Below are 18,720 nucleotides of genomic sequence, written 5' to 3'. Positions count from 1 at the left end.
AAATTCCTTCCTTCCCAATTAAGATACATCTTATAGTATACCGTTATTTTTTGATAAACCCAATCTGTTTTTTAATATTAAGAAAAACTTGAGAAATGAAGCAGATAAGAATACGAAGAGAAAAAAAGAAGACAAAGCCCTCGTTCAGACTTTGCCTTTTATGATTCTCTGTTAAAAATTAAAATATCCCATCATAAAAACGAGTCTCGACTATGTGCTTTCCCGTTTTCGATATAAGACGTATCGTTGATACCATGGATAGAAAATCGACCGTTTGCATAAGTAACCTTTGTTACGCTGCCATTTAAAAGACCAGCACGAACAGGCTGTTTAGGATCGATCAGATTAAGCAAGAAGGCAATCGTCAAACCATGTGATACGACTAAAACATTTCCGCCGCCGTTTTTTTCGCAGTGATGGGCGATATCTTCAAATCCTGTCCACACACGATCTCGCAATGTTTCATAAGTTTCTGCCCATCCAGCCGTATCCAAGTTGTATACAGCATTGGCAATTTGTTCAAAAGAAACTTCTGTGGTAAACATTTCATCATATGTTTTAAAATTCAATACGCGAGGGATCACACCCCACATTTCCATGTCATAGCCGCCTTCAAGAGACCCGAAGCACCATTCTCTGATCCGTTTCTCGATAAAATAAGGAATTTCTTTTCCCTTAGAATGTTCTCCTAGAATAATACGGGCAGTTTCGATCGCCCGACCACTGTCACTAGAATAAGCAAAAGAAAAGTCGACATCTTTTAACCCGCGCCCTAAATAATGGATGCCTTCTTGTCCTTGTTTTGTGAGTGGCGTATCACACCAGCCTTGTACGCGTTCGATTGTATTGAACATCGTTTTTCCATGCCGTACGATATAAAGTGTAGTTTCTGTCATTTTATTCTCCTCCTAAATCGTTTTTAACGATTGAAAAAAGGATTTGTCCTTTTTTCCTGTTCGATCGTTGTTGCATCACCATGTCCTGGATAGACTGCAAATTCATCAGGTAAAACAAACAGCTGGGTCCGAATACTGTGAAGTAATTGTTCTAAATTCCCTGAATACAAATCGGTTCTACCGATACTTCCTCTAAATAGGGCGTCGCCAGAAACGACAAAATCATCAAAAATAAAGCTAACGCTTCCGATGGAGTGCCCTGGAGTAGGGACTACACGAAAAGACATGTTCCCTAAAGTATAAGTTTTCATTTCAAATTCATATTCTGCAGGTGAGACAATAATATCAGCGATATCATCATGTCGTCCGAGTCCAGAAAGGTTCAAAATCGGATCACCTAGCCATTTTTGCTCTAGTGGGCTGACATACACTGGGATTTGATAATATGCGCGTAAGGGTTCTACTGCACCAATATGATCATAGTGGGTATGGGTAAGTAAAATCGCTACCGGTTGTTGGTTTGTTTTTTTGATTTCTTGTTTGATTTGTTCCGCATCTTCTCCAGGGTCAATGATCAAAAGTGCTTCTTCGTTGTGGACCAAATAACAGTTTTCTTCAATCATTCCTGTTTTTAATCTTTCGATATGCATGTGCATTCCTCCTTGATAGCCAAAACTTCTTTCATCCATTAGTATAACGCATTCATTGCTAGGAAACAAAAACAGGTACTTATTTCTCTTTACTTATCTGAATTATCAGACTATATGAAAAGTATTTGGATATTCTAAAGAGAAGGAAAGTAAGTTTTCATAGCATTTTAATATGTCCTTGTTACATTAGACTCATCCAAAAATCCAAATTCTATATCCTATATCCCTGCCTAATCAGCAGGGTGTTTTTTTATGCTTGAAAAGAGAGCTCTTTTTGCTAAACTAGGCTTTTTCAGGTAATCTTAGAGAGAAAGAGGTGGTGGAAATGATCAAACAGTCAAAAATATCTGTGCGGCACTTAGTAGAATTTATTTTGCGACGTGGAAGTATCGACAATCGTAAAAAAAGTAGCCATACTGCATTAGAAGGAGCAAGAATCCACCGCAAGCTCCAAAAAGATGCGGGAGAAGACTATGAAAAAGAAGTCTTTTTAAAAACAACAGTTCCATTAGATGAATATCACCTGATCGTTGAAGGCCGTGCAGATGGTATTTTCAAAAGAGACGGTATTTATTATATAGATGAAATCAAAACCTCCGAACCACGATTTGAAGATTTAGAACCAGAACAAGTGGAACTTTTCTTTCATCAAGCAAGGGTATATGCTTATATCTATAGTCAAGAACATGATTTACAAGAAATAAATCTACAATTGACTTACTTTCAGACGGCAGAAGAAGTGATTACGAGAAAGGTCGAACATCAGACAAGAGAGCAGTTAGAAACTTTTTTTAAAAAACTGACTGAAGATTATAAAGAATGGCTTGTTTTTCAAGAAAACTGGCGCACTGTACGCAATGCCTCTTTGATGGCTTTGAAATTCCCCCATGATGAGTATAGGAAAGGTCAGCGTGAACTAGCGGTAGCTGCTTATAAAACGATCCGTACGAAACAGAAATTGTTTGTAGAAGCACCTACCGGAACAGGAAAAACAATCTCTACGTTATTCCCCGCTTTGAAAGCTGTAGGGGAAGAAGAGGGAGAAAAGATCTTTTATCTAACGGCCAAAACAATAACTAGACAAGTAGCTGAAGATGCCATGACAGCTTTAAAAGATACTGGAGCTGAAGTAAAAAGTGTCACTTTGACGGCTAAAGATAAGATCTGCTTTTTAGATGAGACGACCTGTAATCCAGATCAGTGTCCGTATGCCAATGGTTATTACAATCGTATCAATGAAGGGTTATGGGATCTGTTGAATCATGAGAATCAGATTACTCGAGAAGTCATCGAAACTTATGCAAGAAAGCATACACTTTGTCCTTTCGAACTATCATTAGATGTCAGTATCTGGTGCGACGTGATCATTGGGGATTACAATTATCTGTTTGATCCCACTGTTTATTTAAGACGTTTTTTTGAAGATGAAAAAAACGAGGATTATCTGTTTTTGATTGATGAGGCACATAATTTGGTGAATCGTTCCCGAGAGATGTATTCGGCAGAACTATCTTATGAAAAAACGAAACGAAGTAAGGAAGCTATACCAAAGGAATTTAAAAAACTCCATCGTCGTTTCAACAAACTATTGAAAGAATTTGATTCGATCCGAGAAATTGCAAAAGAAGATCATTGGGATTATCATCATCAAAAAGCACCAGCTGAATCTTTAGTAAAGGCAGGTTATCAATTAAGCGAAAAAATCAAAGAATGGCTAGCAGAATTTCCTGAGCATCCATCACAAGAACAATTGCTTCCTTATTATTTTGATTTGCTTCATTTTTTGAAGGTCAGTGAATTTTATGATGATCACTATGAAACAACGGTCGAAAAAACGTATCGCGATCTGATAGTAAAAGAGTTTTGTATTGATCCAAGCTTGTTTCTTGAGCAGTCGTTGGATAAAGGAAGAAGCAGTATCCTTTTTTCTGCGAGTTTTTCACCCCTATCTTATTATCAGGAAACACTGGGCGGACAAAAAAGTCTAGCTTACAAACTGCCGAGTCCTTTCCCAGAAGGAAACCAGCAAGTTTTTATCGCAAATTACCTAGAGACGACTTATCGAAAAAGGGAACAAAGTCTGGCAGAATTAGTAGAGACGATCCATGCTTTTGCTGATGGAAAGGTCGGAAATTATTTCGTTTTCTTTCCTTCTTATCAATATTTAGACCTTGCGGCGGAAGCATTCAAACAGCAATATCCTGACAGCAATGTGCTGATCCAAGAAACGGACATGAATGAGGAAGAACGCGAACGATTTTTAGCAAAATTCCAAGCAGATCCCGATGAAACATTGATAGGATTTTGTGTACTTGGTGGGATTTTTTCAGAAGGAATCGATTTGAGAGGGAACCGATTGATCGGCAGTATGATCGTAGGTGTAGGCTTGCCGCAGATGAATCATGAGCAGGAACTGATCAAATCATATTATGATGAGAAGGAACACCTTGGATTTGCTTACGCTTATCAGCTTCCTGGAATGAACAAAGTCTTGCAAGCTGGTGGTCGAGTGATTCGTGGCATGGCGGATCAAGGAATCGTGGTATTGGCAGATCAACGATTTGCTCGTTTTTCTTATCGACGTTTATTCCCACAACATTGGCAAACAGCAAGAGAAGTACGAAGTGTTGGAGAATTGGAAGAAGGAATACAGCGTTTTTGGTCATCCAAAGAAGCAGTAAATCAAAAAAACGAGGGATGACAGATGTCAGCCTCGTTTTTTTCATTAACGATAGTTAGTGAATTGCAACTCGATTGGTAAGTCAAGTTTACGTAATAAAGCAATCACAGCTTGTAGATCATCACGGTTTTTACCTGTCACTCTAATCTGATCTTCTTGGATTTGTGCTTTTACTTTCAGTTTTTCATTTTTGATAGCTGTAGTGATTTTTTTCGCGTTTTCGCGATCGATTCCGTTTACCAGTTCGGCAGTTTGACGAGCTTTGCCACCTAGCGCGTGTTCCGATTCGGAAAAATGGATATTTTTGATTGGCACATTTCTTTTGATCAACTTACCAAATAATACATCTTTAATCTGTTCGATTTTGAAATCATCATTGCTCAAGACAACTAGATTGCTGTTCTCTAATTTGATTTCTACCGTAGAATCCTTGAAGTCAAATCGATTAGTCAATTCTTTTGTTGTTTGCTGAATCGCATTTTTTACTTCTTCTGTATTGACTTCTGATACAATGTCGAAGCTAGCATCTTTTGCCATAAGAAACCTCCTGATATACGTTATACATCTATCTTATCATAGGAATGGGGCAGATTCTTACTTGTTTGCTAAAATTCTTCTCATTTGAGTTCGAAGTATTTTATTTTAATAGATAAACTGTTATTCTTACATTTGGAATAACAAAGTAGAGGAGAGGTGCTTGTGAGCAAAATTATGACTGCGTATCATAAAAATGAAAGATTAAAGAAAATAGTGGTTATTTTGATAACCGGATTGACCGCTGCGGTCGCTTTAAATTATTTTTTGATTCCAGCCAATGTCTTTTCTGCAGGGATGAATGGGATCGCTCAAATCATATCCTCGCTTTTATATGAATGGTTTCATATCAAGGTAGACACAGGAACATTTATTTTTATTTTAAATATCCCTGTGTTTGTATTAGGGTTTCTCAAAGTAGGAAAACGAGCAACGATCCTTAGTTTTGTGAACGTTGTATGCGTATCAGTGATGACGATGCTACTTCCAGTCGGACAGATTACGGATAATATTTTGATGAATGCCTTAGTAGGCGGTGTCTTATTAGGTCTTGGCGTAGGCTTATCTTTAAAAATGGGCTTTACAACTGGTGGGATGGACATCATCTCTCTTGTGCTTTCACAAACAACTGGAAAAACAGTCGGAAATTACATGCTGATTCTAAATGGGATCATTGTAGTCATCGCAGGCTTCTTCTTTAACTGGGAAAGTGCCTTGTATACGATTATTTCCATTTATGCAATGACTCAAGTGATTGATGCCATCCATACGAGTCATCAAAAAGTAACAGCGATGATCGTGACCGTCAAACCTGAAGAGGTAACAGAAGAACTAGCGAAACGGATGGTACGTGGAATGACGTTGCTTCCGTCTGTCGGTGGCTATTCAAAAAAACAAGGAAATATGATCATGATGGTCATCACCCGCTATGAAATGTATGATCTTGATCAGATCGTTCATGAAATCGACGACGATGCATTTATCAATATTTTACCAACTCATTCAGTATTTGGCCGATTTGCAAATGAAAACGAACAAAAAATGTATCGAACAACAGGTGTATTGCCAGAAATAAAAAATCGTTCACAAAAAAAATGAGGAATCAGATTTATTTTAGAATGAATTTAATGTATTCCATCTAACAAGGACATTTTATAAATTTAAACGAGAATCTTCCTTCTAAATTCTCATTTACAAGTAGTTAAAAAAAGAGTATGATAAATAAAAATCGTGTTAAGGAGTGTCGTACGATGAGCGAAGCAAACCAAGAACGGTCTGCGCAAGAAATAGAACTGATCAAAGAACGTATTCTTGCTGCCTTGGAAATGGTGATCGATCCTGAATTAGGAATCGATATTGTCAACTTAGGCTTGATTTATGATATAGAATTCAATCCTGAAAACGGAGAAACAGTCATCAAAATGACGCTAACAACTATGGGCTGTCCACTAGCGGATATTTTAACAGAATCTATCCATGACGCATTGAAAGAAGTACCAGAAGTAACGAAAGCAGAAGTAAAACTTGTCTGGTATCCAGCATGGACGACCGATAAGATGAGCCGTTATGCACGGATTGCGTTGGGGATTCGATAGGAATCTTGACTGACTAGCTATGAGAAGCAAATAGGAAAAACAAAAGACCTTTTATCCTTTCTAGAAGAAAAGAGATAAGAGGTTTTTTTGTTTATAAAATTTTGTCTGCTATATTAGAAGTTAATCAAACAAATGTGTTCTATTGATAAAGGACATTCAAATCCCTTTTCTTTTGCCATCCCTCTTTTTTACATCAATTTGATTTTCGTATAGTATTCTTTTTCATCTTCACGATAAATCGTGGCCCCATTTTTTTGCTGTGCCTTAAGACTGCCAAGATTTTTTTTATTTACAGACAAAAGTGCTTCATCAATGCCGAATTTTTTTGCCTCTTGCAGTACTAATGCTAATCCTTGTGTTGCATATCCTTTTTTACGATAGTCAGGGGAGATGCCGTAACCGATATGTCCAGCGCCGTTTCTTAATGATTCGTTCAGTTTATGGCGCAGATTAAAAATTCCTACATACTCATGTCCATCATTTTCCAAAATAAAGACGGTTGCGGGTACGTAATTCTCAGGAAGATCAATCCCTAAAGAAGTGTTTTCGCATTTTTTTGCATAATCTAAAAATTCAGCAAGTGTATAGCCATAAGCATTGTTGATAAATCCATTCTCGTTTGGTCCAAAGCTAGTTTGCAGCCGATAAGCTTTCTCTAAATCTGCTTCCCATAATTTGATCAATTTCATCGAATCCGCCTCTTCCTAAGTAAACATATTTTTTTCTACTATAGCACTATTTTGGTGAATAGCCATTCTTATTTTTATTTTTTTGTGATGTATCGTATTAAGAATAATTTAACAAAATAAACGATTGCAGATTTTTGTTATTTATTGTATTGTTTTTATAATAGGTGAATGCTCGTTATCTGTTTTAAAAAATGATCTTATTGATTGGTATTGAAAGTTCAAGATAAATTGAATTTTTAATAAATGTGTTATTTAAAGCTTTTTCGTCCGTTGCTTATGATCACTAGAAAGGAGATCTCGTGAACTACTTTAGCGGTTATAAAAGAATTCCAGAAGGATGGCAACAAGCAGAAATAAAAAATGATCAGTATCAAAATGAAAGAAGACAGTTGTTGGAGAAAATGCAGCAAAAACAGCTGAATCGAGAGAAAAAGAAGAACAAAGAAACGAAGAAAAAGCAGCAAAATAAAATAGCTACCGATCCCCGAGTCGCTCGTTTAAACAATGAAATGAATCAATTGAAGCAAGAATTGAGTAAAGTAAAAAAACAAGTAGCTACTGTGAACAAGAAAAGAAGAGAGGACAAGAAACACATCAAAGAGCTGTCACAGCAACTCGAACAACAGCAACAGCAAGCAAAAGTAGAAAAAGAAGAGATGAGACAAAAAGTCATTGAACAGCAGAGAAAAACAGAACAATTGTATCAAAAATTAGAAGAAGTGGGCTGGAATCCAGATAACCACGCACTTCAGGAACTCCAAAAACGTAACCAGATCATCATTTATTTGCTGCAAAAAAATAGCCAAATCCAACATTATCTAGAAAGAATACATAGAGCGTCAGGTTTATTAAAGAAAAGAAATGATCGACTGAAACAGAAATTAGAAAAGCTTTCAAATAGAAATGCTACGTATCTGAAAATCATGGAGAAGAAAAAACAAGAACTGCAACAGGTGTATAAAGTCAACCAGCGACAATCAGAACAATTAGCAAAGAAAAAACAAAATTTCGTACAAGCAGCTCCTCAAGATCTGATCCATGCATTGATTCAGCAGTTAGACACCCAGTCATTTTATAAGTTCAATCAGCTGAACAAGCTGTTCAATAGGTATCAATGGATCTTTGAACAACAAGCGAATGATTTGCAGTATCAAGAAACAAATATTTTTTATGGTTTTGTAGAAATAGAAGAGAACAGCATTTATTTCCACGAGGTCAATACGGAGCAAAGAAGACCACTGATAGTAGAAGAGAGCTTTAAACGCAAAGATCTTTTAACAGATGGCATAGCGGTACGAGTACATCAAAAAACAGTAGACGGTCCAGTATATTTAAGGTACTGCTATCCTATCGTTGAACAGAATAAGTCAAAAAGAAGAAGCGACAAATATCTAAAGAGAACAAGTCAAAAATCTAAACAGCCAAGTAAAAAGCAATTGAGCATAGATGCTGAAAAGTGGGCATCATCACTCAAAATTGCTGTGATCGGGAACAAACAAATAAAAGAATTCGTAAAAGGATTGCAGAAATATGTAAAAACTGTCGAAAGAATCGACGCATATGAGTACGGGGAGAAAGCACTATTTGAAAGAATCCGTGCTGTTGACTATGTCTATGTTTGCATCGATAGCGTCCCGCATCATGTGACCAATTTTCTGAAAAGTGAAATTGAGCTTATGGAAAAAACAGAATTTTTTTATCGCCCTTCAATAGATGATGGAGTTACTCGGATGAACTATTTGTATTGGTTGCAAGAGGGGAAACGCGTAGAGATAAAAAAGAACAAAAAATATGTTCTTGACAAAAAACAAATGTAATCCTAAACTAGAACATGTGATGCGGCTATGGCGGAATTGGCAGACGCGCTAGCTTCAGGCGCTAGTGAGGGCGACCTCGTGGAAGTTCGAATCTTCTTAGCCGCATAATTTTTTATATACTGAGAGAAGATATCGATGGAGAGATCCCGTCGGTATTTTTTTATAAAATCTGAATTTACTACTAAGATATAGAGGCAAACGAAATGAGTGAACCGATTATAGAATAGGAGAATACGAGATGAGGATCTTGTTCATCATGGATATCACAAAAGAAGTTGGTTGGTACGCTAGAATTTACTATGAGCTAGCAGATTTAAAAAAAGAAGTTGAAGAATATTTTTCGAGAAGTTACAATGTATCCACGGATCCAACTAAAGTAGCGTTAGCGGATTTAGTGGTGCTTCCAGAAATCGTCGAACCTTTTTTCCAAGAAAAAAAGAACAAACATGTATTAGTTGTCCCGACCACTTTCTTCTTAACAAAAGACTTTGACCAAATAAAAAAACTGATTGACTTACAAACGAATGATATATCCTAAATAGCTATTATAAAAGATAAACAGTTATAAAATAGATAGATTTCGGTAAGAAAGTCATAGAAGTAGCAGATAAGCAAAAAACTCGCCCTACTGTTACAAAACAACTCAAAAAGAGGCCATGCGGTGTATTCTTTCGCATGGCCTCTTACTATTTTGAATGTGTTTAAACGTTCAAATAATGAATCTTAGTACCAACCGTTTGCTTCCCAGAATGCTTTCGCAGCTTCCCAAGAACCATAACGTGAAGCAACATATTGTTCTGCCACTTTTTCTTGGTTCGCAGCAGAGTAGTCACCATTTAAGTAAGAAGAATCTAGTTGGTAACGTCCGATGTAGCGTCCGTTCGTTGCTGTGTAAGAACCGCTTGATTCTTTTTGTGCGATCCATTCTTTTGCAGAACTTGTGCTTACTGGAGCCGCAGCTGTTTCTGTTGCAGCAGGAGCAGGTTGTGTTTCAGCAACAGGTGCTGCTTGTGTTTCCGTTTGAACCGTTTCTTGTACAACAGGTTGTTCAGCTTGAACAGGTTCAGCTTGGACTGGTGCTTCTTGAACGGCTGCTTGAGGTTCAGCAGCTGCTTGTGCAGAGCCTTCTGTTGGAATCGTTAATTGTTGTCCTGAGTAGATCAGGTTAATGTCAGAAATTGAATTTGATTCTGCAATGGCATTGACCAAGGAGTTGTCACCAACGTATTTTTGAGAAATCGTTGATAGAGTATCACCTGATTGAACGGTATAAGCTTCGTCCGCATGAGCAGTCGTTCCCATGAAGAATGCAGCACCGGCAGCCAAAGTTGTTCCAAAAAGTAAAGTTTTAAGTGATGTCATGAAAAATCTCCTTTATTCGTTAAAAAGTTTTATTTGTTGTGTTCAACGAGGAATACTTTAACACGTGAAAATATTTCATAGGTAAAAGAAGCATGACAATTTATGACAAATCCACGTTTTTTGTAACAGAATGATGTTCATCCCATGTGAAAAATGATGAGGAAATTCACATAATGCAGAAATAATGGGATTAGAACAGGTGTTCTGATGAGAATAGAAATGTATAAATAACTTGAAAAAAATTGCTTTTAATCATCATTTTATTTACATATTGCGTATATTTTTTGTATTTTTGCTTGAGATGTTACAATAAAAGAAAAAGGAGGCGGTTCCAATGAGTAAGAGATACCAGAACATCATGGTAGCAGTTGACGGATCAAGACAATCGATCAAAGCGTTCGCTGAAGCCCTTGACTTAGCAAAGGACAATGAAGCCCACTTATTTATCGTGTCAATCATCAACAAAGTTGAGCTGACCCATAGTGCCTATGCCTTTTCAAAAATCTATGCAGATGAAAAACAAAGAACAGAAGTAGCCATGCTGAAAAAAATCAATGATGCCAAAGAGTTCGGCATTGCTGAGATCCATGCAATAGTTGAAACTGGAGATCCAAGAAATTTGATTGCCAATGTCATCCCTGGACAAGAAAATATTGATTTAATCGTTATGGGAGCGACAGGAAAAGGAGCTATACAACAAGCACTAGTCGGATCGACCGCTTCTTATGTCGTTTCACATGCCCCTTGCAGTGTATTGGTCGTGAAGTAATTAGATAAGGGAGGAATAGAAAATGGTTCGTCCTCAAGAAGTTCGTGCACCAAAAGAAAAAATAGAAATTTTAGCAATTATTGAAGACGGCACACAAACCAAAAAAGGATACTCGATTGCTTTAATAAAGTGGAAAGGAAAAAAAGGCGTTGCTATAAGGTGGGATGGAGATAATCAACAAGATAAAGGATTCCCAATCACTGCGAACGGCTACCATCCAGCGTGGTTTGTTCTGCCTGATAAATTTACAGAATTATACAGCTATGATTATGCGAAAACTGTCACATCCCTCAAAGCATTAGACAAATTAGCAGAAGAGCAGAATAAAATGGATGAAAAATAAAAAAGACGAACCAATCAGTCTTTAGAAAACTGACTGGTTCGAGGAGTAAAAAATGAAAAAAGGTTATTTGGAATGAATATAGAATAATGCGTATAGCTTAAATCAAACTTAAAGCAATAAAAAAGGCAAGAGGGTGAGGTAAATGGAAGCAGGAAAAGTTTTACAGGAAGTAAAAGTATTATGTGCAGATAAAAAATATGAAGAAGCAAAAAGTCTGATTGAAAAGAACAAAGAAAATTTGGAAGAAAAATATCCGATTGCACAAGAATTTGTAGAATTAAAACAAGGAACACTTCTTCACCGATTCAAACATTTTTTTGGTATCACAGAATAGAAAAAAGCGATTAAAGATCAGCAGAGATTTGCTGTATCTTTAATCGTTTTCTTTTGAAACTGCTAGGATTCAATTCTGATTTTTATATAAAAAATAGATCCAAATGATTAGAAAAACTACTGCAAGCGTCAATTCGATGATGTGTATCACTAATACAGATGTTGTTTCCCAATGTCTAAAAGAAAAAATCTGATAAGTAAAATATACGGCAGGTAAAGAGGCCAGTAAAACTGAAAACTTCTTTTTCGTCCATTTTATGTAATAGAAAAGAATGCTTAGCATAATAAAAAAAGGAATATAAAAAACAAACTGACCGATCGCGATCATACTATTGCCTCCAATAAATAAAGTCCAAGATACAAAATAACACTTTGTGCGGGAAGGCGCAAGCAGTTCTATGGATTTATCCAGTAAAATATGTATTGATTTTGAATTTATAGGGAAAACTTGCTATAATCAAAGTGAAAGAAGGAGTGGAATTTTCATGGATCATGTAGTGTTAGAAATCGATTTGCATTTAATCAATAATATTCGGGTGATTTACTATGTTGTAAGCAATAGTGTCGAACAACGTGTACTGACGAATAAAATCAATGGTATTTTAGCAAAGAAAGACGTTCACCGATTCAATAACGGTGAAGGTAGTTATTATAGTATCCCAGTAGAAAAAATTATTTATACGACAGTCAAAGTCAGAGAAGATCTGGATACTAAAAAGGCATATGAACCTATTTTTACAACTTATTGATTAACAGCAAGTGGAGGAAAAAATGAATCCATATGAACAACTTATCCAAGATTTGATTGATGGAAAAATCGAAAAAATCGATGTAAAGAGAGAAGAATTGATGGCTTTTCGAGAAGCATGGCTGAAATTGGAGAATCGTAAATATGTGGTAGGAAAAGCATCGCTGAACGGCAATGTGACTTATCACTATGATCCAACACGCTTATTTTAACAAGAATGATTCAGAAAAAAGAAGGGACTGTGACACGATTTTTGTCACAGTCCCTTCTTCTGGACAAACGGTGTTCAAGAGACAGCCTATCGGCAATAAGGCTGAACGTCTCTTTCACAACTTCTGATTCACGGTGTTCCAGAAATGAAAAATCCTACTTATTAAATAGATTTTTGAATTTGTCTTTCACACTGTCGATATTTACGTCTTTTAGAAGATTTTGTGCTTTCTCTTTGTAAGGACCTAGTTGTTCTTTATGTTCTTCGATAAATCGTTTTGCGCCGTCGAAGTTGCCGCCTTTTATCATTTCCTTGACTTTTTGAAATAATTCTTCTTGATTCATTTTGAACACATCCTTTGCCATCAACTTGATTTTTTCCATGGATAAAGCGAGAAAATCTAAATTATCCACATCACCATAATATCAAATAACGATCATTTTTACTAAAAAAACACTTGTTTCTCGCTTCTAAAGTAGGAGAAAAATCTCCAACTTAGGTCGGATGGAATTTTTCTAATTGCCCCATATACTGAATATATAACAAGGAGGTAGAAAGATGAAAGTGATTAAATATTTGATAGGATTGGCGGCGATTAGTGGTATTTTGCTATTTGGACTGAAATACTATACTGAAGGAAGTTACGGGGAAATCCCTGGTATACTTGATCAACTAAATCCATTAGTTGAAAAAGGTGAGGTCTATGTAAAAACACAAAAACCAGAGGAAGTAAATGAATATGGAACGGCAAGGTATGTTCAAAAAGCTGCTAATGCCGATGGGGAAGAGCGTACAATTGAATTTAATGGACTTTCTGTGTTAAAAGAAAATCATTATTTGAAAATCAGCAATAAAGGAGCACACATAGAAACGTATGAAGAAGTTCCTAGAGAAAAAGTTCCGGAAAAAGCATTAGCAATTATTGGCTAAATCTACTGTATGAGTGCTACAGATTTAATTGTTAATTATAATAAAATTATGTAAACTGTACAATGAATAATAAAAATATTCCAAAAACCCCTGAAAAAAGAATGATCTTTTTTCAGGGGTTCATTTCTTATCAACAAGCTCATCAAATTGGGATGGCAGGGTTCGAACCTACAATTGCTTGATTCAGAGTCAAGTGCCTTACCAATTTGGCTACATCCCATTTATTCAACAAAATAATCATAGCACTTTTCTAAAAAAACGCAAGTTATTTTTCTTGATCAGATAGTTGTTGTTTTACTCGTAAAAGGCGGCGCACCAGCTTCTTTTCCAATCCAGCAGGAAGGGCAATCCGCTCTGCTATTGACAAGACGGAGTCAAGCAACTGATATTCTTTGACAGGTTCATTCAGGATATGGTAAATGTTTGCTAAACGCTCGATATATTCAAAATGGGTGTACTCCGTTCGAGCGATCAGAAATTTTAATAAATCGATTGCTTTTCCATACTCTTGGTCTCCATAATAGACAAGAGCTTGACGATACAGTTTGATTTCTAGTTCATTAAGGGTAGCAGGTCTGCGACGCTCGTTCCACTCATTAATAGAAACTTTACCTTGAACATTTCCTTTGCGGTCACGGACAAAAATAATCGGAATTTCATTTGGATCCATTTTTTTATGAGTGAATTTTTCCATTGTCTATGCTCCTTTCAAAGGTTCGGTATCTAGAGTATAAGGGATTTTTACTTTAATTACTAGCTTTTCTCCAAAGTTAGCATTTGTCCGCCCATTGCAGTGAAAATGGCCGAAAAATCATTGATCGGTACTGCTCGATTTTTTACGCCATAGGGGTCGTTGACGTAAATATTTTCTTTGTCGTATCCAGTGACTACACACGCATGAACAAGTGGAGTGACTCTTACTTCTCCGTTGTTTGTTGTCCAAGTCATGAAATCAGTTTCATCAGGAACTTCAAAATTGATAGTCACGGAAGTCCATACAGGATTCCCTTTAGATAGAGCTTTTTTGATATCATCTAGTTGAGCATCTGTTTTTGGTAAAGTATGATAATCCGTTTGGACGATCTGCTGAGCAAGAGAGGCAACAGGAGGGACATAAACGCCCATAGCCCAGTCTCCGCCACTGATATCTCCAACAAATCCTTCATTAGGATCGCCATGAGTCCCATCTGCATTGAAAACAGGGACGTAATCCAATTGTTCAGCTAACTGGTTTTTAGTCGTTTCATAACCATAAAAAGATAAAAGCATGGAAAGTGAAGTGACCTCGCAACCATTTTCTAGAGAAGGAGAGTCAAACTGGCTCTCTAATGGAACATCTAGCAAAACTTCTGCTTTCTCTTTTGTCTTTTTCGTTTTTTGTGTTGAACTTTTTTGTGTAGTATTCATTGTATGTTCTGGAGAATGGATATGTAGGTAATAACTTGTACCGCTTAATAAAAGAGTAGCTGTACCTCCTAGAAACAATAGTTTTTTAAATGTTTTTTTCTTCATTGGAAATCTCCCTTTTCAGCTGTTTATCTTTCCTATTATAAGTGTATTTTTATTGGGAAGGGAAGTATTTTATTTAAATATGTAAGAAATAATCAGTTTTTGAGGAATATTATTTATTATTCTAGAAAAAATTCTTCTAGATACAACGGCTGTTTTAATTGTGAAAACGAAAACAGTACGCTATAATGCCTGTAAGGTTGATTTTTGACTGTAAACAAAAAATCAAATAGTTAAATCTCCAAAAAATAGCAATTGTAATATGGAGAAAAGTTCCAGCAGTTTAGGAGGATTTTGATGACGGAAGAAATGATTAATTTAGGAGAACAATATGCATGCAAACCAATTGGCTTTACAAAAACGGTCGTTGGTGAAGTTGTATCAAAAATGACAAACTGTGCCGTGGTCAAAGTTGCCCAATGTGCTGCAGAGGATCAAGAGTTATTAGATGAAAAAGCAAGCATGGTTGTTGCAAAATATGATACATTTGAATAAAGAAAATAATTGGACGTGCGGCGTGCTGCAAGTCCAATTTCTTTGAGAAGGTAAATCAGTATTCTTTTCCTGTTTTCAGGAGAAGAAAAAGCGAGGCGAGTTGTCATGGTAACATTTTTTACGGTTCTATTGTTTTTATTCGTTGTTGTTATGTTCTTATTTCTTTGGCTGGTTCGAAAAGAAATTATTTATCGGACTGTTCGGAATCGATGGGTTTACTTGGTCATACCATTCTTAGTAGTACTAGTCATTTGGTACACACTCATCAGTCAGCCTACAGCAGATGAATTGGCAAAAGGGATTTTGTCAGCGATGATTTTTATTAGTTTTTTGTTGGATAGTCGAGGAATTACAGAAGAAGGGCTTGTCTTGAATAGCTTTGATAAAAAAGGTGTTCCTTTTTCTGAAATCAATAAAATCGTGTTGTACCAACCAAAAGGTTCTAAAATTGTAAAAATGAATTTTTTCCGAAACGGATGGCGGGGACCGATGCTGAAATTTTCTGCATCATTAGAAGAATTAGTTCCATTTTTGTCCCAACGCTTGAACGATGAGGCGGAGATTGATATTATGATCGATCCAGAATAAAAAACAGAGGTTGCGACAAGATGTTTGTCACAACCTCTGTTTTTTTCAAGTAAAATTATCCGAATACACGGAAGCGATCTGCATCGTTCATGTATTCTTTTTCCCCAGCTGGTGTTTCTGGTGAACCGAATACTAATTGTGAACGTAGTTTCCAGTTTGAAGGGATATTCCATTCTTTTGCAACTGCTTCGTCAATAACTGGGTTGTAATGTTGCAAGTTTGCGCCCAATCCTTTATCAACTAATGCTACCCAAGTGTTCGCTGTTGCGATTCCGTTTGATTGTTCTGACCAATCTGGGAAGTTGTCTGCATATAATTCAAATTGTTCTTGTAGACCTTTTACCACGTCAGTATCTTTGAAGAATAATACTGTACCATAACCATTTTTGAAACCAGCTAATTTGTTTTGTGTATTTGGGAAAGCTTCTGCTGGAGTCAATGGGCGAAGTGCTTCTTCAGTGATTTCCCAAAGTTTTTCATGTGCATCTCCGAAAAGAATAACTGCGCGTGTTGATTGAGCATTGAAAGCAGTTGGGCTTTCTTTAATTGCTTCTTTGATCAAAGCTGTCAATTCTTCATTAGAAAGTGAAACATTACGTCCTAGATGATAGATTGAACGGCGGTTTTTTAAAGTGTCAGTAAAAGTTGTCATAATAAAATTTCTCCTTTGATTTGCGTTTTGCATTTTTTTAATTGATTACGAAATGAAGTATAGCATCTTACAAAAAGTAAGTAAACAGATATGCTCACAAAAATAAGCGAAGTTCAAAAAACAATTTTAATAAGGGAAATCGTCAGAAAAGGATTTTCTTGGTTATCGCTTTCATTGCTGTGTTTTAGGAATTTTTGCTTATTTGAAAAAAACAGCTGATATATAATTATTAAATCTCTATCTTCTTTTTTTTATGATATTGCCATTAAAAATTACTTGTTTTTATAGAAAATTAGTTTATATTTCTTAAATAAGTTTTTTAGTTAAATTTTTCGGTAAAGATGTATAATATTTTCTGAAAATTTAAAGAATTGGGGTATAGATTATGGAAAAACAGCAAGACAAGGGCTTCTTCGGGCAGCCGAAGGGATTGTCAACTTTGTTCTTCACTGAGATGTGGGAACGATTTAGTTATTATGGTATGCGTGCATTACTTATCTATTATATGTACGATACAGTTGCCAACGGGGGACTTGGATTACCACGAGCAACAGCATTAGCTATCATGTCGATATACGGATCTCTGATCTACATGTCTAGTATCGTCGGCGGATGGGTATCTGACCGAGTGTTAGGAGCAAAACGCACTGTATTCTTTGGTGGAGTCTTCATTATGCTTGGACACATCGTCTTGGCTTTACCATTTGGTGTAAGTACATTATTTGTTTCAATGGCATTGATTATTATAGGAACCGCCTTTTTGAAACCAAACGTTTCTGGCATGGTCGGACATCTTTATTCAAAGACTGATTTGCGAAGAGATGCAGGATTTTCGATTTTTTACATGGGTGTCAACTTAGGGGCATTATTAGCACCACTAATCGTTGGGACAATCGGTCAAGAATATAACTACCATTTAGGGTTCTCTTTAGCTGCTATTGGGATGTTCTTTGGATTATTACAATACATCATCCAAGGACGCAAGACATTAGACGGAGTGGGTACAACACCACCGAATCCTTTGACAACTGAAGAACGTAAAGGATTCATCCGTAACTTGATCATCGCACTTGTTGTTATTGCTGCAGTATTCGGTGGGGCACAATTAACTGGTCATCTGACAATCGACTTTTTTGTCAATACAATCAGTGTATTGGGGATTATCTTACCGTTGTATTACTTTATCAAAATGTTGACTTCAAAAGATGTAACTGCTGAAGAAAAACCAAGAGTATGGGCGTATATCCCATTATTCCTTGCAGCAATCATTTTCTGGTCATTACAAGAACAAGGTTCATCTATCTTAGCTTTATTTGCTAGTGAACGTACACAATCTACACTATTTGGTGTGACGATCCAAGCAAGCTGGTATCAATCATTGAATCCGATTTTCATCTTTATTTTGACGCCGGTATTCGTAACGATGTGGACAAAACTTGGCAAACGCCAACCATCTACAGTAGTGAAATTCTCTCTTGGTCTTTTGTTTGCAGGATTATCATACTTACTATTGATGTTGCCAGGTATGCTTTATGGAACAAGTGGAAAAGTAAGTCCATTGTGGTTGTTAGGAAGTTTCTTCATCGTGGTTATTGCTGAATTGTGTCTTTCACCAGTTGGTTTGTCTGTGACAACAAAATTAGCACCACGAGCATTTGAGTCACAAACAATCGCTATTTGGTTCTTAGCCGATGCTTCTTCACAAGCAATCAATGCACAAATTGCACGCTTCTACACACCGGGAACAGAATCTGCCTACTTCGGTATTATCGGTGCAGTAGCAATCGTTGGTGGTATCTTGCTATTTACTGTGAAAGAACCAATCAAAAAACTAATGGGATCTATCCATTAATCAACTCACGAAAAGACAGGAATTGCTTATTTGTAGCGATTCCTGTCTTTTTGCGTATACTCAAAAA

The 18,720-nt window shown here is 36.4% G+C and carries 24 protein-coding genes and 2 tRNA genes; 15 read left to right on the top strand and 11 right to left on the bottom strand.

The window, feature by feature from the left end; all coding sequences use genetic code 11:
* Positions 1-191: 191 nt before the first annotated feature.
* Positions 192-896 (bottom strand): histidine phosphatase family protein, encoded by a 705-nt coding sequence (locus tag A5816_RS06025; RefSeq protein ID WP_002329133.1) that lies wholly within the window; start codon positions 894-896, stop codon positions 192-194.
* A 23-nt stretch (positions 897-919) separates the two neighbouring features.
* Positions 920-1,546 (bottom strand): MBL fold metallo-hydrolase, encoded by a 627-nt coding sequence (locus A5816_RS06020; protein WP_086310944.1) that lies wholly within the window; start codon positions 1,544-1,546, stop codon positions 920-922.
* Between the two features lie 325 nt (positions 1,547-1,871).
* Between A5816_RS06020 and A5816_RS06015 the strand changes: the two genes are divergently transcribed.
* Positions 1,872-4,247 (top strand): ATP-dependent DNA helicase, encoded by a 2,376-nt coding sequence (locus tag A5816_RS06015; RefSeq protein WP_086310943.1) that lies wholly within the window; start codon positions 1,872-1,874, stop codon positions 4,245-4,247.
* A 24-nt stretch (positions 4,248-4,271) separates the two neighbouring features.
* On the opposite strand, the gene A5816_RS06010 is transcribed toward A5816_RS06015, so the two are convergent.
* A complete protein-coding gene (locus tag A5816_RS06010; RefSeq protein WP_086310942.1) occupies positions 4,272-4,763 on the bottom strand; it encodes a YajQ family cyclic di-GMP-binding protein in 492 nt (163 codons plus the stop codon).
* A gap of 174 nt (positions 4,764-4,937) precedes the next feature.
* On the opposite strand from A5816_RS06010, the gene A5816_RS06005 reads away from it, so the two are divergent.
* Positions 4,938-5,858, top strand: coding sequence for a YitT family protein (locus A5816_RS06005; protein WP_002316215.1), 921 nt, complete (start codon positions 4,938-4,940; stop codon positions 5,856-5,858).
* A gap of 152 nt (positions 5,859-6,010) precedes the next feature.
* Positions 6,011-6,355 carry a metal-sulfur cluster assembly factor gene (locus tag A5816_RS06000; protein ID WP_002292174.1) on the top strand — a complete coding sequence of 115 codons (345 nt, stop codon included), beginning with the start codon at positions 6,011-6,013 and terminating at the stop codon, positions 6,353-6,355.
* 188 nt (positions 6,356-6,543) lie between these two features.
* On the opposite strand, the gene A5816_RS05995 is transcribed toward A5816_RS06000, so the two are convergent.
* Positions 6,544-7,044 (bottom strand): GNAT family N-acetyltransferase, encoded by a 501-nt coding sequence (locus A5816_RS05995; protein ID WP_086310941.1) that lies wholly within the window; start codon positions 7,042-7,044, stop codon positions 6,544-6,546.
* Positions 7,045-7,343: 299 nt separating this feature from the next.
* Here A5816_RS05995 and A5816_RS05990 point away from each other — a divergent pair, with 299 nt between their 5' ends.
* The 3 genes from A5816_RS05990 to A5816_RS05980 all read left to right on the top strand — a co-directional run bounded on the left by A5816_RS05990 (position 7,344) and on the right by A5816_RS05980 (position 9,399).
* The gene (locus A5816_RS05990) at positions 7,344-8,861 is read left to right on the top strand and encodes a hypothetical protein (protein WP_086310940.1); all 1,518 of its coding nucleotides are present in this window, start codon (positions 7,344-7,346) and stop codon (positions 8,859-8,861) included.
* A 21-nt stretch (positions 8,862-8,882) separates the two neighbouring features.
* Positions 8,883-8,966, top strand: a tRNA-Leu gene (locus A5816_RS05985).
* A 133-nt stretch (positions 8,967-9,099) separates the two neighbouring features.
* Positions 9,100-9,399 (top strand): hypothetical protein, encoded by a 300-nt coding sequence (locus tag A5816_RS05980; RefSeq protein WP_038398866.1) that lies wholly within the window; start codon positions 9,100-9,102, stop codon positions 9,397-9,399.
* A 185-nt stretch (positions 9,400-9,584) separates the two neighbouring features.
* Here A5816_RS05980 and A5816_RS05975 read toward each other — a convergent pair whose 3' ends face one another.
* On the bottom strand, positions 9,585-10,223 hold the full coding sequence (locus A5816_RS05975) for a LysM peptidoglycan-binding domain-containing protein (protein ID WP_086310939.1): 639 nt from the start codon (positions 10,221-10,223) through the stop codon (positions 9,585-9,587).
* 334 nt (positions 10,224-10,557) lie between these two features.
* Between A5816_RS05975 and A5816_RS05970 the strand changes: the two genes are divergently transcribed.
* The 3 genes from A5816_RS05970 (at position 10,558) to A5816_RS05960 (ending at position 11,669) form a co-directional block, all read left to right on the top strand.
* Positions 10,558-10,992, top strand: coding sequence for a universal stress protein (locus tag A5816_RS05970; RefSeq protein ID WP_002292929.1), 435 nt, complete (start codon positions 10,558-10,560; stop codon positions 10,990-10,992).
* Positions 10,993-11,014: 22 nt separating this feature from the next.
* Positions 11,015-11,335 (top strand): hypothetical protein, encoded by a 321-nt coding sequence (locus tag A5816_RS05965; RefSeq protein WP_086310938.1) that lies wholly within the window; start codon positions 11,015-11,017, stop codon positions 11,333-11,335.
* A 142-nt stretch (positions 11,336-11,477) separates the two neighbouring features.
* On the top strand, positions 11,478-11,669 hold the full coding sequence (locus A5816_RS05960) for a hypothetical protein (protein WP_002292933.1): 192 nt from the start codon (positions 11,478-11,480) through the stop codon (positions 11,667-11,669).
* 69 nt (positions 11,670-11,738) lie between these two features.
* On the opposite strand, the gene A5816_RS05955 is transcribed toward A5816_RS05960, so the two are convergent.
* Positions 11,739-11,996 carry a hypothetical protein gene (locus A5816_RS05955; RefSeq protein ID WP_002292934.1) on the bottom strand — a complete coding sequence of 86 codons (258 nt, stop codon included), beginning with the start codon at positions 11,994-11,996 and terminating at the stop codon, positions 11,739-11,741.
* A 157-nt stretch (positions 11,997-12,153) separates the two neighbouring features.
* Here A5816_RS05955 and A5816_RS05950 point away from each other — a divergent pair, with 157 nt between their 5' ends.
* Both A5816_RS05950 and A5816_RS05945 read left to right on the top strand, forming a co-directional pair.
* Positions 12,154-12,417 carry a hypothetical protein gene (locus tag A5816_RS05950; protein ID WP_002292935.1) on the top strand — a complete coding sequence of 88 codons (264 nt, stop codon included), beginning with the start codon at positions 12,154-12,156 and terminating at the stop codon, positions 12,415-12,417.
* A gap of 22 nt (positions 12,418-12,439) precedes the next feature.
* Positions 12,440-12,628, top strand: a complete 189-nt coding sequence (locus tag A5816_RS05945; RefSeq protein ID WP_002288067.1) for a hypothetical protein — start codon at positions 12,440-12,442, stop codon at positions 12,626-12,628.
* 154 nt (positions 12,629-12,782) lie between these two features.
* Here the strand turns inward: A5816_RS05945 and A5816_RS05940 are convergent, their stop codons facing one another.
* On the bottom strand, positions 12,783-12,971 hold the full coding sequence (locus tag A5816_RS05940; RefSeq protein ID WP_002292937.1) for a hypothetical protein: 189 nt from the start codon (positions 12,969-12,971) through the stop codon (positions 12,783-12,785).
* Between the two features lie 214 nt (positions 12,972-13,185).
* Between A5816_RS05940 and A5816_RS05935 the strand changes: the two genes are divergently transcribed.
* Positions 13,186-13,557, top strand: coding sequence for a YxeA family protein (locus A5816_RS05935; protein WP_086310937.1), 372 nt, complete (start codon positions 13,186-13,188; stop codon positions 13,555-13,557).
* Positions 13,558-13,704: 147 nt separating this feature from the next.
* On the opposite strand, the gene A5816_RS05930 is transcribed toward A5816_RS05935, so the two are convergent.
* From A5816_RS05930 to A5816_RS05920, 3 genes are all read right to left on the bottom strand, one after another.
* Positions 13,705-13,777, bottom strand: a tRNA-Gln gene (locus A5816_RS05930).
* 45 nt (positions 13,778-13,822) lie between these two features.
* Entirely contained in the window at positions 13,823-14,251 is a 429-nt protein-coding gene (locus tag A5816_RS05925; RefSeq protein ID WP_010732691.1) for a hypothetical protein, read from the bottom strand.
* Positions 14,252-14,310: 59 nt separating this feature from the next.
* Complete coding sequence (locus A5816_RS05920) at positions 14,311-15,069, bottom strand: C39 family peptidase (protein ID WP_086310936.1); 759 nt, start codon at positions 15,067-15,069, stop codon at positions 14,311-14,313.
* A 294-nt stretch (positions 15,070-15,363) separates the two neighbouring features.
* Here A5816_RS05920 and A5816_RS05915 point away from each other — a divergent pair, with 294 nt between their 5' ends.
* Together A5816_RS05915 and A5816_RS05910 are read left to right on the top strand one after the other, a co-directional pair.
* Entirely contained in the window at positions 15,364-15,561 is a 198-nt protein-coding gene (locus A5816_RS05915; RefSeq protein WP_002315110.1) for a hypothetical protein, read from the top strand.
* A 105-nt stretch (positions 15,562-15,666) separates the two neighbouring features.
* Positions 15,667-16,149, top strand: coding sequence for a hypothetical protein (locus tag A5816_RS05910; RefSeq protein ID WP_002315109.1), 483 nt, complete (start codon positions 15,667-15,669; stop codon positions 16,147-16,149).
* Positions 16,150-16,204: 55 nt separating this feature from the next.
* Here the strand turns inward: A5816_RS05910 and A5816_RS05905 are convergent, their stop codons facing one another.
* Positions 16,205-16,801, bottom strand: coding sequence for a nitroreductase family protein (locus A5816_RS05905; protein WP_002309425.1), 597 nt, complete (start codon positions 16,799-16,801; stop codon positions 16,205-16,207).
* A gap of 385 nt (positions 16,802-17,186) precedes the next feature.
* On the opposite strand from A5816_RS05905, the gene A5816_RS05900 reads away from it, so the two are divergent.
* A complete protein-coding gene (locus A5816_RS05900) occupies positions 17,187-18,653 on the top strand; it encodes a peptide MFS transporter (RefSeq protein WP_002315107.1) in 1,467 nt (488 codons plus the stop codon).
* The last annotated feature ends 67 nt before the right edge of the window (positions 18,654-18,720 follow it).

Source organism: Enterococcus sp. 3G1_DIV0629 (genome assembly GCF_002141285.1).
In the GTDB taxonomy this organism is placed as follows: Bacteria; Bacillota; Bacilli; order Lactobacillales; family Enterococcaceae; genus Enterococcus_B; species Enterococcus_B lactis.
This window is presented reverse-complemented; position numbering and strand designations above follow the sequence as displayed.

Bases quoted from the DNA above. Each gene is read 5' to 3' on its own strand.
- A5816_RS06000 (WP_002292174.1), top strand. From the start codon at position 6,011: ATGAGCGAAGCAAACCAAGAACGGTCTGCGCAAGAAATAGAACTGATC.
- A5816_RS05925 (WP_010732691.1), bottom strand. From the start codon at position 14,251: ATGGAAAAATTCACTCATAAAAAAATGGATCCAAATGAAATTCCGATT.
- A5816_RS05970 (WP_002292929.1), top strand. From the start codon at position 10,558: ATGAGTAAGAGATACCAGAACATCATGGTAGCAGTTGACGGATCAAGA.
- A5816_RS06015 (WP_086310943.1), top strand. From the start codon at position 1,872: ATGATCAAACAGTCAAAAATATCTGTGCGGCACTTAGTAGAATTTATT.
- A5816_RS06005 (WP_002316215.1), top strand. From the start codon at position 4,938: ATGACTGCGTATCATAAAAATGAAAGATTAAAGAAAATAGTGGTTATT.
- A5816_RS05965 (WP_086310938.1), top strand. From the start codon at position 11,015: ATGGTTCGTCCTCAAGAAGTTCGTGCACCAAAAGAAAAAATAGAAATT.
- A5816_RS05900 (WP_002315107.1), top strand. From the start codon at position 17,187: ATGGAAAAACAGCAAGACAAGGGCTTCTTCGGGCAGCCGAAGGGATTG.
- A5816_RS05935 (WP_086310937.1), top strand. From the start codon at position 13,186: ATGAAAGTGATTAAATATTTGATAGGATTGGCGGCGATTAGTGGTATT.
- A5816_RS05980 (WP_038398866.1), top strand. From the start codon at position 9,100: ATGAGGATCTTGTTCATCATGGATATCACAAAAGAAGTTGGTTGGTAC.
- A5816_RS05950 (WP_002292935.1), top strand. From the start codon at position 12,154: ATGGATCATGTAGTGTTAGAAATCGATTTGCATTTAATCAATAATATT.
- A5816_RS05945 (WP_002288067.1), top strand. From the start codon at position 12,440: ATGAATCCATATGAACAACTTATCCAAGATTTGATTGATGGAAAAATC.
- A5816_RS05905 (WP_002309425.1), bottom strand. From the start codon at position 16,801: ATGACAACTTTTACTGACACTTTAAAAAACCGCCGTTCAATCTATCAT.
- A5816_RS05910 (WP_002315109.1), top strand. From the start codon at position 15,667: ATGGTAACATTTTTTACGGTTCTATTGTTTTTATTCGTTGTTGTTATG.
- A5816_RS05955 (WP_002292934.1), bottom strand. From the start codon at position 11,996: ATGATCGCGATCGGTCAGTTTGTTTTTTATATTCCTTTTTTTATTATG.
- A5816_RS05940 (WP_002292937.1), bottom strand. From the start codon at position 12,971: ATGAATCAAGAAGAATTATTTCAAAAAGTCAAGGAAATGATAAAAGGC.
- A5816_RS06020 (WP_086310944.1), bottom strand. From the start codon at position 1,546: ATGCATATCGAAAGATTAAAAACAGGAATGATTGAAGAAAACTGTTAT.
- A5816_RS05995 (WP_086310941.1), bottom strand. From the start codon at position 7,044: ATGAAATTGATCAAATTATGGGAAGCAGATTTAGAGAAAGCTTATCGG.
- A5816_RS06025 (WP_002329133.1), bottom strand. From the start codon at position 896: ATGACAGAAACTACACTTTATATCGTACGGCATGGAAAAACGATGTTC.
- A5816_RS05915 (WP_002315110.1), top strand. From the start codon at position 15,364: ATGACGGAAGAAATGATTAATTTAGGAGAACAATATGCATGCAAACCA.
- A5816_RS05975 (WP_086310939.1), bottom strand. From the start codon at position 10,223: ATGACATCACTTAAAACTTTACTTTTTGGAACAACTTTGGCTGCCGGT.
- A5816_RS06010 (WP_086310942.1), bottom strand. From the start codon at position 4,763: ATGGCAAAAGATGCTAGCTTCGACATTGTATCAGAAGTCAATACAGAA.
- A5816_RS05920 (WP_086310936.1), bottom strand. From the start codon at position 15,069: ATGAAGAAAAAAACATTTAAAAAACTATTGTTTCTAGGAGGTACAGCT.
- A5816_RS05960 (WP_002292933.1), top strand. From the start codon at position 11,478: ATGGAAGCAGGAAAAGTTTTACAGGAAGTAAAAGTATTATGTGCAGAT.